Origin of the sequence: Streptomyces sp. NPDC093600 (assembly GCF_044764755.1) — a bacterium.
In the GTDB taxonomy this organism is placed as follows: Bacteria; Actinomycetota; Actinomycetes; order Streptomycetales; family Streptomycetaceae; genus Streptomyces.
The window spans coordinates 91,050-104,978 of record NZ_JBIWIU010000005.1; the positions used below are offsets into that span (position 1 = coordinate 91,050).

14 protein-coding genes are annotated in these 13,929 nt (G+C 72.5%); 13 read left to right on the forward strand and 1 reads right to left on the reverse strand.

Annotation, left to right across the window (positions count from 1 at the left end; translation table 11 throughout):
- Positions 1–106 precede the first annotated feature (106 nt).
- From ACIRB4_RS15175 to ACIRB4_RS15200, 6 genes are all read left to right on the forward strand, one after another.
- Positions 107–826, forward strand: coding sequence for a GntR family transcriptional regulator (locus tag ACIRB4_RS15175; protein ID WP_403291844.1), 720 nt, complete (start codon positions 107–109; stop codon positions 824–826).
- 166 nt (positions 827–992) lie between these two features.
- Positions 993–1,958 carry a sugar ABC transporter substrate-binding protein gene (locus ACIRB4_RS15180; RefSeq protein ID WP_403291846.1) on the forward strand — a complete coding sequence of 322 codons (966 nt, stop codon included), beginning with the start codon at positions 993–995 and terminating at the stop codon, positions 1,956–1,958.
- Positions 1,955–3,004 (forward strand): ABC transporter permease, encoded by a 1,050-nt coding sequence (locus tag ACIRB4_RS15185; RefSeq protein WP_403291387.1) that lies wholly within the window; start codon positions 1,955–1,957, stop codon positions 3,002–3,004. The genes ACIRB4_RS15180 and ACIRB4_RS15185 overlap by 4 nt, the downstream gene beginning before the upstream one ends.
- Positions 3,001–3,786, forward strand: coding sequence for an ATP-binding cassette domain-containing protein (locus ACIRB4_RS15190; RefSeq protein WP_403291389.1), 786 nt, complete (start codon positions 3,001–3,003; stop codon positions 3,784–3,786). The genes ACIRB4_RS15185 and ACIRB4_RS15190 overlap by 4 nt, the downstream gene beginning before the upstream one ends.
- A gap of 36 nt (positions 3,787–3,822) precedes the next feature.
- Positions 3,823–4,998 (forward strand): ROK family glucokinase, encoded by a 1,176-nt coding sequence (locus ACIRB4_RS15195; protein WP_403291391.1) that lies wholly within the window; start codon positions 3,823–3,825, stop codon positions 4,996–4,998.
- Positions 4,995–5,570, forward strand: coding sequence for a hypothetical protein (locus tag ACIRB4_RS15200; RefSeq protein WP_403291393.1), 576 nt, complete (start codon positions 4,995–4,997; stop codon positions 5,568–5,570). Before ACIRB4_RS15195 ends, ACIRB4_RS15200 begins: the two co-directional genes overlap by 4 nt.
- Before the next feature lie 56 nt (positions 5,571–5,626).
- On the opposite strand, the gene ACIRB4_RS15205 is transcribed toward ACIRB4_RS15200, so the two are convergent.
- Complete coding sequence (locus ACIRB4_RS15205) at positions 5,627–6,424, reverse strand: VOC family protein (RefSeq protein WP_403291395.1); 798 nt, start codon at positions 6,422–6,424, stop codon at positions 5,627–5,629.
- Between the two features lie 200 nt (positions 6,425–6,624).
- Here ACIRB4_RS15205 and ACIRB4_RS15210 point away from each other — a divergent pair, with 200 nt between their 5' ends.
- The 7 genes from ACIRB4_RS15210 (at position 6,625) to ACIRB4_RS15240 (ending at position 13,921) form a co-directional block, all read left to right on the forward strand.
- Entirely contained in the window at positions 6,625–7,776 is a 1,152-nt protein-coding gene (locus tag ACIRB4_RS15210; protein ID WP_403291397.1) for an NAD(P)/FAD-dependent oxidoreductase, read from the forward strand.
- Positions 7,777–7,882: 106 nt separating this feature from the next.
- A complete protein-coding gene (locus ACIRB4_RS15215; RefSeq protein ID WP_403291399.1) occupies positions 7,883–8,206 on the forward strand; it encodes a (2Fe-2S)-binding protein in 324 nt (107 codons plus the stop codon).
- Entirely contained in the window at positions 8,178–9,656 is a 1,479-nt protein-coding gene (locus ACIRB4_RS15220) for an NAD(P)/FAD-dependent oxidoreductase (RefSeq protein ID WP_403291400.1), read from the forward strand. Before ACIRB4_RS15215 ends, ACIRB4_RS15220 begins: the two co-directional genes overlap by 29 nt.
- Positions 9,657–9,750: 94 nt before the next feature.
- Positions 9,751–10,656 (forward strand): dihydrodipicolinate synthase family protein, encoded by a 906-nt coding sequence (locus ACIRB4_RS15225; RefSeq protein WP_403291402.1) that lies wholly within the window; start codon positions 9,751–9,753, stop codon positions 10,654–10,656.
- 153 nt (positions 10,657–10,809) lie between these two features.
- Entirely contained in the window at positions 10,810–11,814 is a 1,005-nt protein-coding gene (locus tag ACIRB4_RS15230; protein ID WP_403291404.1) for a proline racemase family protein, read from the forward strand.
- Positions 11,811–13,193, forward strand: a complete 1,383-nt coding sequence (locus tag ACIRB4_RS15235) for an aldehyde dehydrogenase family protein (RefSeq protein WP_403291406.1) — start codon at positions 11,811–11,813, stop codon at positions 13,191–13,193. Before ACIRB4_RS15230 ends, ACIRB4_RS15235 begins: the two co-directional genes overlap by 4 nt.
- Before the next feature lie 44 nt (positions 13,194–13,237).
- On the forward strand, positions 13,238–13,921 hold the full coding sequence (locus ACIRB4_RS15240; protein ID WP_403291408.1) for a GntR family transcriptional regulator: 684 nt from the start codon (positions 13,238–13,240) through the stop codon (positions 13,919–13,921).
- Positions 13,922–13,929: the final 8 nt, after the last annotated feature.

The window sequence follows — 13,929 nt, forward strand, 5'->3', positions numbered from 1 at the left end:
CGGACGTCACCACTTCCTGTCATCTTGTCCTGCGACTACGCTCGCGTCCGTGGCCAAGCAGTCCCCACCCCCGCCGAGGCCCGTCGCCTCCCTCCCGCTCCTGTCCGTGGACCGCACCAGCCCGGTCCCGCTCTACTTCCAGCTCGCCCAGCAGCTGGAGGCGGCCGTCGAGACCGGAGTCCTGACCCCCGGCACCCTGCTCGGCAACGAGATCGACCTCGCCACCCGCCTCGGCCTGTCCCGGCCCACCGTCCGCCAGGCCATCCAGACCCTCGTCGACAAGGGGCTCCTGGTCCGCCGCCGGGGCGTCGGCACCCAGGTCGTGCACAGCCAGGTCAGGCGCCCGCTGGAGCTGAGCAGCCTGTACGACGACCTGGAGGCGGCCGGCCAGCGCCCCGCCACCCTGGTCCTGGTCAACCGCCTCGAACCCGCCACCGCCCCGGTCGCCGCTGCCCTCGGCGTACCGGAGGGCAGCGACGTCCGCTACCTGGAGCGGCTGCGGGCCGCGCACGGCGAGCCGATGGCGCGGCTGCGCAACCACCTGCCGGCCGGACTGCTCGACCTGGACACCGAGCGCCTGGAGGCGACCGGCCTCTACCGGATGATGCGCGGCGCCGGTATCACTCTGCACAGCGCCCGCCAGACCGTGGGCGCCCGCGCGGCCACCCCCGCCGAGGCGGAACTGCTCACCGAGGAGGAGGGAGCCCCGCTCCTGACGATGGAGCGCACCACCTTCGACGACACCGGCCGCGCCGTGGAGTTCGGCTCCCACGTCTACCGGGCCTCGCGGTACTCGTTCGAGTTCCAGCTGCTGGTCCGGCCATGAGTCCGCCGACCCGGTGACCGGCCGGTGGACCCCCATGACCGATACTGCAATGCACGCAGATGGACATAAAGGAGGGCACGGCCTCGTGACCAAGGTTCGGAATCGGACAAGGACCGTACCGAGATCGCGGCCAGGGGTACGCGCCACCGGCGCCCTCCTCGCGGCGGTGCTGGCCGCCTCCGCGCTCGCCGGATGCAGCAGCACCGGCGGCAAGCGGGCCGAGGACGCCCGCAAGGCCGCCGCGGCGCAGGGCCGGGCGGCCGTGAACACCCCGAAGTGGACCTTCGCCATGGTGACCCACTCCGGCGACGGCGACACCTTCTGGGACATCGTCCAGAACGGCGCCAAGCAGGCCGCCGTCAAGGACAACATCAACTTCCTGTACGCCCACAGCGACGAGGCGCAGCAGCAGGCCCAGCTCATCGACTCGTACATCGCCAAGGACGTCGACGGTCTGATCGTCACCCTCGCCAAGCCCGACGCGATGAAGACGGCCGTGCAGAAGGCGGTCAAGGCCGGGATCCCGGTCATCACCGTCAACTCCGGCTCCGAGCAGTCCAAGGCCTTCGGCGCGCTCACCCACATCGGCCAGGACGAGGCCGTCGCCGGCGAGGCCGTCGGCGACGAGCTCGACAAGCGCGGCAGGAAGAAGGCCCTGTGCGTCCTGCACGAGCAGGGCAACGTCGGCCACGAGCAGCGGTGCGGCGGCGCGAAGAAGACCTTCGGCGGCGAGATGCAGAACCTGTACGTCGACGGCACCAACATGCCCGACGTCCAGGCATCCATCGAGGCCAAGCTCCAGGCCGACCCCTCCATCGACGCGGTCGTCACACTCGGCGCGCCCTTCGCCGACGCCGCCGTCCAGGCGAAGAAGACCGCCGGGAGCGAGGCCGAGATCGGCACCTTCGACCTCAACGCCAAGGTCGCCACCGCCCTCGGCGCCGGCACGCTCGGCTTCGCCGTCGACCAGCAGCCCTACCTCCAGGGCTACGAGGCCGTCGACCTGCTCTGGCTGTACAAGTACAACGCCGACGTCCTCGGCGGCGGCAAGCCGGTCCTCACCGGGCCGCAGATCATCACCCAGGACGACGCCGCCGCGCTCAAGGGCTACACCGAGCGGGGCACCCGATGAGCGCCACCGTCCCGTCCGACGTCGACCACGTCGACGAACGGCTGCTGCGCACCTCGCCGCTGAAGAAGGTGCTGGCCCGCCCCGAGCTCGGCTCGATCGTCGGCGCGGCAGCCGTCTTCCTCTTCTTCGCGATCGTCGCCGACAGCTTCCTGCGCGCCTCCAGCCTCGGCACCGTCCTCTACGCGGCCTCCACCATCGGCATCATGGCCGTGCCCGTCGCCCTGCTGATGATCGGCGGGGAGTTCGACCTGTCGGCCGGCGTGATGGTCACCAGCGCGGCGCTGATCTCGTCGATGTTCAGCTACCAGATGACCGCCAACGTCTGGGTCGGCGTCGGTGTCTCGCTGCTCGTCACCCTCGCCGTCGGCTGCTTCAACGGCTTCATGCTGACCCGCACCAGACTGCCCAGCTTCATCATCACGCTCGGCACGTTCCTCATGCTGACCGGTCTGAACCTCGGTCTCACCAAGCTGATCAGCGGCACGGTCTCCACCAAGTCGATCGCCGACATGGAGGGCTTCCCCTCCGCCCGCGCGCTCTTCGCCTCCCAGCTCACCGTCGGCGGCGTAGAACTGAAGGTCACCATCCTCTGGTGGCTCGTCCTGGTCGCCCTGGCCACCTGGATCCTGCTGCGCACCCGCTTCGGCAACTGGATCTTCGCGGTCGGCGGCGGCGCGGACGCGGCCCGCGCGGTCGGCGTCCCGGTCTTCAAGACCAAGATCGGCCTCTACACGGGCGTGGCCTTCTGCGCCTGGGTGTCCGGTCAGCACCTGCTGTTCTCCTTCGACGTCGTCCAGTCGGGCGAGGGCGTCGGCAACGAGCTCATCTACATCATCGCCGCGGTGATCGGCGGCTGTCTGATCACCGGCGGGTACGGCTCCGCCATCGGCTCAGCGGTCGGCGCGTTCATCTTCGGCATGACGAGCAAGGGCATCGTGTACGCGGAGTGGAACCCCGACTGGTTCAAGTTCTTCCTGGGAGCGATGCTCCTCCTGGCGACCCTGATGAACGCCTGGATCCGCAAGCGTGTGGAGGCCACCAAGTGACTGCTCCGCTGGTCGAGCTGGACGACGTCAGCAAGTACTACGGCAACATCCGCGCCCTCGAAGGGGTCTCCCTGGAGGTCCACCCGGGCCAGATCACCTGTGTCCTCGGTGACAACGGCGCCGGCAAGTCCACCCTGATCAAGATCATCGCGGGTCTTCACCGGCACGACGCCGGAACCTTCCGCATCGAGGGTGAGGACGTCTCGCTCGCCAACCCGCGCGAAGCCCTCGACCTGGGGATCGCCACCGTCTACCAGGACCTCGCCGTCGTCCCCCTGATGCCGGTCTGGCGCAACTTCTTCCTCGGCTCCGAGCCCACCAGGGGCGCCGGGCCCTTCAAGCGCCTCGACGTCGAGCGGATGCGCGAGACCACCCGCACCGAGCTGCTCCGCATGGGCATCGACCTGCGCGACGTCGACCAGCCCATCGGCACCCTCTCCGGCGGCGAGCGCCAGTGTGTGGCCATCGCCCGCGCCGTGTACTTCGGCGCCAAGGTCCTGGTCCTCGACGAGCCGACCGCCGCGCTCGGCGTGAAGCAGTCGGGCGTGGTCCTGAAGTATGTGGCCGCCGCCCGTGACCAGGGCCTCGGCGTGGTCCTCATCACCCACAACCCCCACCACGCCTACCTCGTCGGCGACCGTTTCGTCCTGCTCAAGCGCGGTGTCATGGCGGGCAGCCACACCAAGGCGTCGGTCACCCTGGACGAGTTGACCCGGCAGATGGCGGGCGGCAGCGAGCTGGAGGATCTCCGCCACGAGCTGGAGCGCCCCTCCGCGCCCTGACCGCTCCCTCCACCCCCACCTGGCAGAATCGAGCCGATGAGTACCTACCGCCTCACCCAGCGCGGCGCCGCCCGGGGCACCGTGCTGCGGACCGTCGGCACCCGCGAACGGCGCTCCCTCCTCACCGCGCCCAGGGTGCCCACCGTCGGCATCGACATCGGCGGTACGAAGGTCATGGCCGGGGTCGTCGACGCGGACGGCGTCATCTTGGAGAAGATCCGCACCGAGACCCCCGACAAGTCCAAGAGCCCCAAGGTCGTCGAGGACACCATCGTCGAGCTGGTCCTGGACCTCTCCGACCGGCACGACGTCCACGCCGTCGGCATCGGCGCGGCGGGCTGGGTCGACGCCGAGCGGGCCACGGTGCTCTTCGCCCCCCACCTCGCGTGGCGCAACGAGCCGCTGCGCGACGCCCTCCAGTCCCGGCTCGCTGTCCCCGTCATGGTCGACAACGACGCCAACACCGCCGCCTGGGCCGAGTGGCGCTTCGGCGCCGGCCGCGGCGAGGACCACCTCGTCATGATCACGCTCGGCACCGGCATCGGCGGCGCGATCCTGGAGGACGGCCAGGTCAAGCGCGGCAAGTACGGCGTCGCCGGCGAGTTCGGCCATATGCAGGTCGTCCCCGGCGGCCACCGCTGCCCGTGCGGCAACCGCGGCTGCTGGGAGCAGTACAGCTCCGGCAACGCCCTGGTCCGCGAGGCCCGGGAACTGGCCGCCGCCGACTCACCGGTCGCGTACAACATCATCGACCGCGTCAAGGGCAACATCCCCGAGATCACCGGACCCCTCATCACCGAGCTGGCCCGCGAGGGCGACGCCATGTGCGTCGAGCTCTTCCAGGACATCGGGCAGTGGCTCGGCGTCGGCATCGCCAACCTGGCCGCGGCCCTCGACCCGTCCTGCTTCGTCATCGGCGGTGGGGTCAGCGCCGCCGACGACCTCCTCATCGGGCCCGCCAGGGACGCCTTCCGCCGCCAGCTCACCGGCCGCGGCTACCGCCCCGAGGCCCGCATCACCAAGGCCCAGCTGGGCCCCGAGGCCGGTATGGTCGGCGCCGCCGACCTCGCCCGGCTCGTCGCCCGCCGCTTCCGCCGCGCCAACCGCCGCCGTGTCGAGCGGCACGAACGCTACGAGCGCTACGCCCAGGCCCTGCGCAACGGCACCGCCGGGCGCGCCTCCCGCACCACCACCCAGGATCCGCAGCCATGACCGTCCCGTCCCCGTCCACCTCCCCCGAGCAGGACGTGAAGCCGCCGGAGGACCGGCGCCACATGATCCGCCGCCGCTGGCTGACGGCGATCATCATCGTCCTCCTCGTCGGCATCCCGGCCGGTTATCTGGCGATCTCCGCCGGCCAGAGCCGCGACAGCGGCCGCGACAAGGAGCGCGAGTCCTCGGTCGTCGGACTGCAGGACAACTGGCCCTCCCAGATGAAGCGACGGGTCTTCGAGGTCCCGATCCCCTCCGGCAGCAGCGGCGTCGCCTACTACGAGACCAGCAACTGGCGCACCAGCCGGCTGTACGTGCAGTTCACCACCACCGCCGGCAAGCTCGACTCCTTCCTCGACAAGGTCGGCTCCAGCCGCTCCGAGCTGACGCCCGGCCAGGTCACGGTCACCGATCGCGACGCCTCCATCGTCGGCTGGGACTTCGCCCCGGACCGGGACTGGTCGGGCACCACCATCACCCGTGAGAAGCCGCGGCCCGCCCAGGACATCACCGTCGACCTCACCGACCCGGCGGCCCCGACCGTCTACGTCGTCTCGGCCGCGACCCCCTGACGGGCCACGGGCCCTGACCGGACCGCCCGACAGCTCCCGCCCGGCGGCCGGCGGGCTCAGCTCTCGGCAGGGGTGAGCACCACGAAGTCCGCGTTCGACGGGTCGAGGCAGACGGCCAGGCGGCCGACGCCTTCGGCGTCCTCCGGCCCCATCTGCACGCTGCCGCCGTTCCGGATGACCTTGGCGACCGCGTCGTCGCAGTCCGTGACGGCGAAGACGGGGTGCCAGTACGGCCTGCCGCCCGTGAGGGTGAGGGCGTCCTTGGGGAGCTCCATGAGGCCGCCGTGCATGCGCTCCTCGGGCAGCCCGGCGGGAGTGATGAGGGAGTACGTGCCCCCGCCGCCGGGAAGCTCCATGTCACTGAAGCGCCAGCCGAAGACCGTGCCGTAGAACTCCTTCGCCGCCGCGGCGTCGCTCGTGTACAGCTCCGTCCAGGACAGCGAGCCGGGCTGGTCCGCGATGTCGAAGCCCGTGTCCTTCCCGGGCTGCCAGACGGCGAACTGGCCCCCCAGCGGGTCGCTGTACTGTGCCATCCGGCCCCAGTCGTCGAGGTCCCTGGGCGCCACCCGTACCGTGCCGTTCGCGTTCTCCACCGCCCGGGTCGTGGCGTCCGCGTCGGTGACGGTGTAGTAGATCATCCAGGCCGAGCGCGCGCCCGGCTCGGTGAGCTTGCCGAGCCCGGCGACTGTCTTGCCGTCCTTGCGGAACATGCCGCCTTCCATGTCCTCCCCGTCGCCCATGGATTCGTACTCCCAGCCGAGCACGGCGGTGTAGAAGGCCGCGGCGGCGTCGACGTCGGGAGCGCCGAGGTCCAGCCAACAGGGCGCACCGGGGGTGAGGTCCGTGGTGATCATGCCGAATGATTCCCTTCCGTGGATCCGATGTGAACCCAGAGTGACAGGAGGCACTGACAATCGCCCCTCGGCCGCTCTGTACGGCCGGCGACCACGGTCCGGGACCGGCGACGGTCAGCCCGAGGCGGTGTGTCCGAGCGGCTTCACCGGTTCCGCCGAGACTCTTGTTCACTCGTAATGCAATGTGAAATATTACTGAGGTGCCCACGAGACACCTTTCGGACGTCATCGTCGTCGGCGCCGGCGTGGTCGGCGCGGCCTGTGCCTACTACGCCTCTCGAGCCGGCCTCACCGTCACCGTCATCGACCGCGGCCCCGTCGCGGGCGGCACCACCGGTTCGGGAGAAGGGAACCTCCTGGTCTCCGACAAGGAGGGCCCCGAACTCGAACTCGCCCTTTTCTCCACCCGGTTGTGGCGGGAGCTGGCCGACCTGCTGCCGTCGGGGATCGAGTACGAGCCCAAGGGCGGCCTCGTCGTCGCCTCCGACGAGACCGGCATGCGCGCGCTGCGCGACTTCGCGGCCGGACAGGAGAAGGCCGGCGTCAGCGCCCGGGAGGTCCCGCCCGAGCTGCTGCGCGACCTGGAACCCCACCTCGCACCCGGCCTGGCCGGCGGCTTCCACTATCCGCAGGACGCCCAGGTCATGCCCGCCCTCGCCGCCGCGCATCTGCTGCGGGCCGGCGGCGACCGGGTGCGCAGGAGACTCGGCGAGGAGGTCACCGGTCTGCTCACCGGGGCCTCCGGCGAAGTGCGCGGAGTGCGCACGACGGACGGCGAGCTCCACGCCCCGTACGTGGTGAACGCCGCCGGCACCTGGGGCGGCGAACTCGCGCGCCTCGCCGGAGTGGAGCTTCCCGTACTGCCCCGCCGGGGCTTCGTCCTCGTCACCGAACCGCTGCCGCGCCTGGTGCGCCACAAGGTGTACGCGGCCGACTATGTGGCCGACGTGGCCAGTGGTTCGGCGGCGCTGCAGACCTCGGCGGTGGTCGAGGGCACCCCGGCGGGCCCCGTCCTGATCGGCGCCAGCCGGGAGCGGGTCGGCTTCGACCGGACGATGTCGTCGGAGGTGCTGCGCCGCCTGGCGGCCGGGGCCACCGCCCTGTTCCCGGTCCTCGCGGCCGTACGGGCGCTACGGACGTACGCGGGCTTCCGCCCGTACCTGCCGGACCACCTGCCCGCGATCGGCCCCGACCCGCGCGTCCCCGGACTGCTGCACGCCTGCGGTCACGAGGGGGCGGGCATCGGGCTGGCGCCGGCGACCGGGCTGATCGTCGCCGGCTGCCTTACCGGTGACGAACCACCCCTGGACATCCGCCCGTTCAGGCCCGAACGATTCGCGTCCGCCTCCTGATCCGTCGGCGGGGTCCGTCCGGCGAGGCCGCGCGCCGAGGCCGAGCGCCCCTGCGTCGAACCTGACTTGGAACGTCCTGTCCGCGCCGTCACGAGAGGAGGGCCCTGTGGCCCGCACCCCCGCCGAGCTCGTCGGGGCACGACCCGATGCGCCGTTCGAGATCACCTTCGACGGCCGCCGCCTCACCGCCCGGCCCGGGCAGACCGTCGCCGCCGCACTGTGGGCGGCCGGAATCCTCGCCTGGCGCACCACCCGCACCGGCGGCCGGCCGCGCGGCGCGTTCTGCGGCATCGGCCAGTGCTACGACTGCCTCGCAACCATCAACGGACGGCCCAACCGCCGGGCCTGCCTGGTTCCCGCCCGCCCGGGCGACTCGATCACCACCCAGGAAGGACACGGCCATGACCGCCGCGGTGCCGGGACCGTCTGAACCGTACGAAGGACCGTCTGGACCGTCCGAACCGTACGACCTCGCGGTCATCGGCGCCGGCTCCGCCGGAATGGCCGGTGCCGTCGCCGCGTCCGGACTCGGTCTGTCCGTCGCCCTGCTGGACGCCTCCCCGCGGACCGGCGGGCAGTTCTACCGGCATCCCGCACCCGCCCTGGGAGCGGTACGGCCCGAGGCCCTGCACCACGACTGGTCCGCCTACACCGACCTGCGCCGCCGTCTGGCGGCGAGCCGGGCCGACCAGCTGGCCGGACACCACGTGTGGAGCGTGATGAAGGAGGCCGACGACACCTGGGCGGTGCACGCCGTCACCGGGGCCGACGGCACCGACGAGCGTTCCGCCCGGGTGCGCGCCCGCGCGGTGCTGCTCGCGACCGGCGCCTATGAGCGCCAACTCCCCTTCCCCGGCTGGACCCTGCCCGGCGTCGTGGGTGCCGGGGGAGCGCAGGCCATGCTCAAGTCCGGTCTGGTCCTCCCCGGCAGGCGGATCGTCGTGGCGGGCAGCGGACCGCTGCTGCTCGCGGTCGCCGGGAGCCTGGCCGCGGCCGGCGCACGCGTACCGGCCGTGGTGGAGGCCTCCGGCTACCTGCGCTACGCCCGCGACCCACGGGCCCTGCTTGCCAACCCGGGCAAGGCGGCCGACGCCCTGGTGCACGGCGCCGCGCTGCTGCGGCACCGGGTCCCGGTACGGCCGCGCAGCGCGGTGACCGAGGTGCACGGCACCGACCGGGTGGAGGCCGTCACCGTCACCCGGCTGGACCGCGACTGGCGGCCCGTACCGGGCACCGACCGACTCATCACCTGCGACGCGCTGGCCGTCGGGCACGGACTGGTTCCCCAGATCGAACTGGCCACGGCGCTCGGCTGCGCCACCCGCCCCCGGGCCGACGGCACGACGGCCCTCGCCCTGGACGACCTCCAGGAGACCTCGGTTCCCGGCCTGTGGGCGGCAGGCGAGACCGGGGGAGTGGGCGGAGCCGAACTCGCCCGCGTGGAAGGCGAGCTGGCCGGAATCGCGGCCGCCGCGCGGCTGCTGGGCCGAGAGGCTCGCGGCGGCCGGGTCCGTGCGCTGCAGCGCCGCCGGGACCGCATGCGCGCCTTCGCCGACGTGATGGGCGCCGCACACGCCCCCGGCCCGGGATGGCCGCGCTGGCTGACCGACGACACGGACGTGTGCCGCTGCGAAGAGGTCACCGCCGGAAGCGTCCGTGAGGCGGTCACCCACCTCGGAGCGCGCGACGCCCGGACCGTCAAGCTGCTCACCCGGGCCGGCATGGGCTGGTGCCAGGGGCGGATGTGCGGGACGGCCGTCGCCTGCCTCGCCGCACGCGACGGCACGGCCCGACTCCCCGCTGAGCGGCGCCCGTTCGCGACGCCGGTGCCGCTGTCCGCGCTCGCCGCCCTCGACGAACCGGCCGAGGACGAGCACTGAAGGCGTCCGCCACCGCGACGGGTGCGATCCACCCACCACGACGGCATCGCACCACACCCACGCACATGTCACCGACGATGGAAAGGCTCACCTCATGACCGCCACCTGGAACAGCGCCCGCCCCTGGCGCGGCATCATGGTCGCCACCACCCTGCCCCTGCGCGACGACCTGTCCGTCGACCACGACGCGTACGCCGAGCACGTCCGCCGGTTGATCGACAACGGCTGCGACGGCGTCGTACCCAACGGATCGCTCGGCGAGTACCAGACCCTCACCGACCAGGAGCGCGCCCAGGTGGTCCGTACCGCCGTCGAGGCGGCGGGCGACGGCGCGCGCGTCATGCCGGGCGTCTCCGCCTACGGCAGTGCCGAGGCCCGCCGCTGGGCGGAGCAGGCCGCCGAGGCCGGCTGCGGATCGGTGCTGCTCCTGCCCCCGAACGCCTACCGCGCCGACGAGCCGGCCGTGCGCGCCCACTACGCCGAGGTGGCCCGGGCCGGCCTGCCCGTCGTCGCCTACAACAACCCCATCGACACCAAGGTCGACCTCACCCCCGACCTGCTGGCCCGACTGCACCAGGACGGCCACATCGTCGCCGTGAAGGAGTTCACCGGCGATGTGCGCAGGGCGTACGAGATCGCCGAACTCGCCCCGGGGCTCGACCTCCTGATCGGCGCGGACGACGTGCTGCTCGAACTGGCCGTGGCGGGCGCCGTCGGCTGGATCGCCGGATACCCCAACGCCTTCCCCGCCAGCTGCGCCGAGCTCTACCACGCCGCCGTCGCGGGCGACCTCGCCACCGCCCTGCCGCTCTACAGGTCCCTGCACCCGCTGCTGCGCTGGGACTCCAGGACCGAGTTCGTCCAGGCGATCAAGCTCTCCATGGACCTGGTCGGCCGCCGCGGAGGCCCCACCCGGCCCCCGCGCCACCCGCTGACCGGCGCGATCGAGGCCGGAGTGCGGACCGCCACCGAGAAGGCCGTCGCCGACGGGCACCGCTGACGCCAGACCGGCTCTGATGGTCACCGCTGACACACGACCGGCTCTGACGGTCACCGCTGACCGTCAGACCGGCGCCGACCGTCACCGCTGACACCAGACCCCTCCACGACCGACCATCCGTCCACCACACACGTCCACCACACAGGAGGCCCCGTGCGGACGCGTCACGTCTTCCACGCCGTCGACTCGCACACCGAGGGCATGCCGACGCGCGTGATCACCGGTGGCGTCGGGGTGATTCCCGGCGCCACCATGGCCGAGCGCAGGCTGCACTTCATCGAGCACCTGGACCATCTCCGGACGCTCCTGATGTACGAGCCCCGGGGGCACGCCGCGATGAGCGGCGCCATCCTCCAGCCGCCCACCCGGCCCGACGCCGACTACGGCGTGCTCTACATCGAGGTGTCCGGGCTGCTCCCCATGTGCGGCCACGGCACGATAGGCGTAGCCACCGTCCTCGTCGAGACGGGCATGGTGCCGGTGAGCGAGCCGGTCACCACCGTGCGGCTCGACACCCCGGCCGGTCTGGTCACCGTCGACGTCCAGGTGGAGGACGGCGCGGCGACGTCGGTCACGCTCACCAACGTGCCCGCCTTCTGCGTGGGCCTCGACCGCAAGGTGGACGTCCCCGGATTCGGGACGGTCACCTACGACCTCGCCTTCGGCGGCAACTTCTACGCGTTCGTCCCGCTCCAGGAGCTGGGCCTGCCGTTCGACCGAGCCCGCAAGGACGACCTGCTCGCGGCGGGGCTCGCCCTCATGGACGCGGTCAACGCGTCGCCGGACCGGCCCGTCCACCCCGAGCTGCCCGAGATCGCCGGAGTCAAGCACGTCTACCTCGCGGCCCCCGGCTCCGACGCCCGCCACTCCCGGCACGCGATGGCCATCCACCCGGGCTGGTTCGACCGCTCGCCGTGCGGCACCGGCACCTCCGCGCGGATGGCCCAGCTGCACAGCCGGGGTGAGCTGCCGCTCGGCCGCGACTTCGTCAACGAGTCCTTCATCGGGACCCGCTTCACCGGCCGGCTCCTCGCCGAGACGGAGGTCGGCGGGGTGCCCGCCGTCGTCCCGGCCATCACCGGCCGCGCCTGGATCACCGGCACCGCCCAGTACTTCCTCGACCCGGACGACCCCTTCCCCGGAGGCTTCCTCCTGTGACCACCGCCGCCGCCTCCCTCACCTCCCGGAATCCGGCCGACCCGGCCGACGTACTCCTGCGGATGCCCGCCCCCGGCGCCTTCGCGGCGGCCGACGCCGTCGAACGGGCCCGTGCCGCCCAGCCCGGCTGGCTGGCCGCCGGGGCCGCCGCCCGCTCCGCCGCCCTCGGCGCGGTCGCCGACGCCGTCGACGCCGCGGCGGACGAACTGGCCGCGCTCGCCGTCCGCGAGGTCGGCAAGCCGCTCACCGAGGCCAGGGCCGAGGTCGCGCGGACCGCCGCCATCTGGCGCTTCTACGCCCAGGCGCCCTACGAGCCCACCGGCGCCGTCCACGAGCCGGCTGCGGGCCCCGGCCTGCTCCTGACCCGCCGCCGTCCGCACGGGGTGGCGGGGCTGATCACCCCCTGGAACTTCCCCTTCGCCATCCCGAGCTGGAAGGCCGCCCCGGCGCTCGCCGCCGGCAACACGGTCGTCCTCAAGCCCGCCCCCCAGGCGACCGCCTGCGCCCGGCGTCTGGCCGAGATCGTCCGTCGGCAGCTGCCGATGGAGGTGTTCACCGTCCTGCCCGGCGGCGCGACCGAGGGCAACGCGATCGCCGACGCCGCCGATGTCGTCTCCTTCACCGGCTCCACGAGCGTCGGCCGGGCCGTCGTCCGGGCCGCGACAGCCCGGGGCATCCCGGTGCAGGCCGAGATGGGCGGCCTGAACGCGGCGATCGTCCTGCCGGACGCCGACATCCAGCAGGCCGCTGCTCACATCGCCGTGTCCATCGCCGCTTACGCGGGGCAGAAGTGCACCGCCACCAGCCGGGTGATCGCGGTCGGCGCCGCCCTCGACCCCCTGCGCGAGGCGCTCTCCGAAGCGCTGCGAGCCCTCCCGGTCGGTGACCCGTCCGACGCGACGACCGTCTGCGGGCCCCTCATCGACGAGCACGCCTGCGACCGGGTGCGCGACGCCTGGCGGGACCTGCCCACCCTCGCCGGCGGCACGGTGCCGCCCGGCCCCGGCTGGTACGCGGCCCCGACGCTGGTCGAGAAGGTTCCCTCGGAACACCGGCTGCTGCGCGAGGAGGTCTTCGGCCCCGTCGCCGCCCTGCTCCCCGCCGACGACCTCGCCCACGCGGTCCGGATCGCCAACCACGTGCCGTACGGCCTGGTCACCTCCGTCCACACGGCCGACCTGAACACGGCCCTGCACGGCCTCGACCGGCTCGACACCGGCATGATCCGGATCAACGCCCCCTCCACCGGCGTCGACTTCCACCTGCCTTTCGGCGGAGCCAAGGCGTCCGGCCACGGCCCGCGCGAACAGGGCCGGGCCGCCCTGAAGTTCTACACCTCCAGCCGTACGTACACCCTGTCTCCCGCAGGAGCAACGTGACATTGTACGGTGGTCCGTACCGGACCGAAGGGACCAGCACTGTCATGGGGCACCTGACCCGCCGCGACCTGAACGCCTCCCGGGAGCGGCTGCGCGACCAGGTCGCCCATGCCCTGCGAGCCGCCCTGATCTCGGGTGAACTCCGGCCGGGGGCGGTCTACTCTGCGCCGACACTGGCCGAGGACTTCGGCATCTCCGCCACCCCCGTACGGGAGGCCATGCTGGACCTCGCCCGCGAGGGCCTGGTCGAACCCGTCCGCAACAAGGGGTTCCGGGTCACCGAGGTGGACGAGCGCGACCTCGACCAGTACGCCGAGATCCGCGCGCTCATCGAGATCCCCACGGTCGGCCGGGTCACGCGCACCGCAGACCGCGCGGATCTCGAGGCGCTGCGGCCCGTCGCTGAGGAGATCGTGCGCGCCGCCCGTGAGCACGACCTCATCGGCTATCTGGAGGCCGACCGCCGCTTCCACCTCTCGCTGCTCGGTCTCGCCGGCAACGAACGCCTCGTCGAGACCGTCGGCGACCTGCGCAAGCGGTCCCGGCTCTACGGGCTCAACGCCCTGGCCGAGAGCGGCGCGCTGATCCCCTCGGCCGAGGAGCATCTGGAGCTCCTCGACCTGATGCTCGCGGGTGACGCGAAGGGCGCGGAGAAGTGCATGGCCAGGCATCTGGGCCACGTCCGCTCGCTGTGGGCCACCAGCGACGCCGCGCGCTCGGCCCGCTGACACGCGAA

Coding starts and splice junctions, on each gene's coding strand:
- ACIRB4_RS15185 (WP_403291387.1), top strand. CDS start 1,955: ATGAGCGCCACCGTCCCGTCCGACGTCGACCACGTCGACGAACGGCTG.
- ACIRB4_RS15195 (WP_403291391.1), top strand. CDS start 3,823: ATGAGTACCTACCGCCTCACCCAGCGCGGCGCCGCCCGGGGCACCGTG.
- ACIRB4_RS15200 (WP_403291393.1), top strand. CDS start 4,995: ATGACCGTCCCGTCCCCGTCCACCTCCCCCGAGCAGGACGTGAAGCCG.
- ACIRB4_RS15205 (WP_403291395.1), bottom strand. CDS start 6,424: ATGATCACCACGGACCTCACCCCCGGTGCGCCCTGTTGGCTGGACCTC.
- ACIRB4_RS15220 (WP_403291400.1), top strand. CDS start 8,178: ATGACCGCCGCGGTGCCGGGACCGTCTGAACCGTACGAAGGACCGTCT.
- ACIRB4_RS15225 (WP_403291402.1), top strand. CDS start 9,751: ATGACCGCCACCTGGAACAGCGCCCGCCCCTGGCGCGGCATCATGGTC.
- ACIRB4_RS15240 (WP_403291408.1), top strand. CDS start 13,238: ATGGGGCACCTGACCCGCCGCGACCTGAACGCCTCCCGGGAGCGGCTG.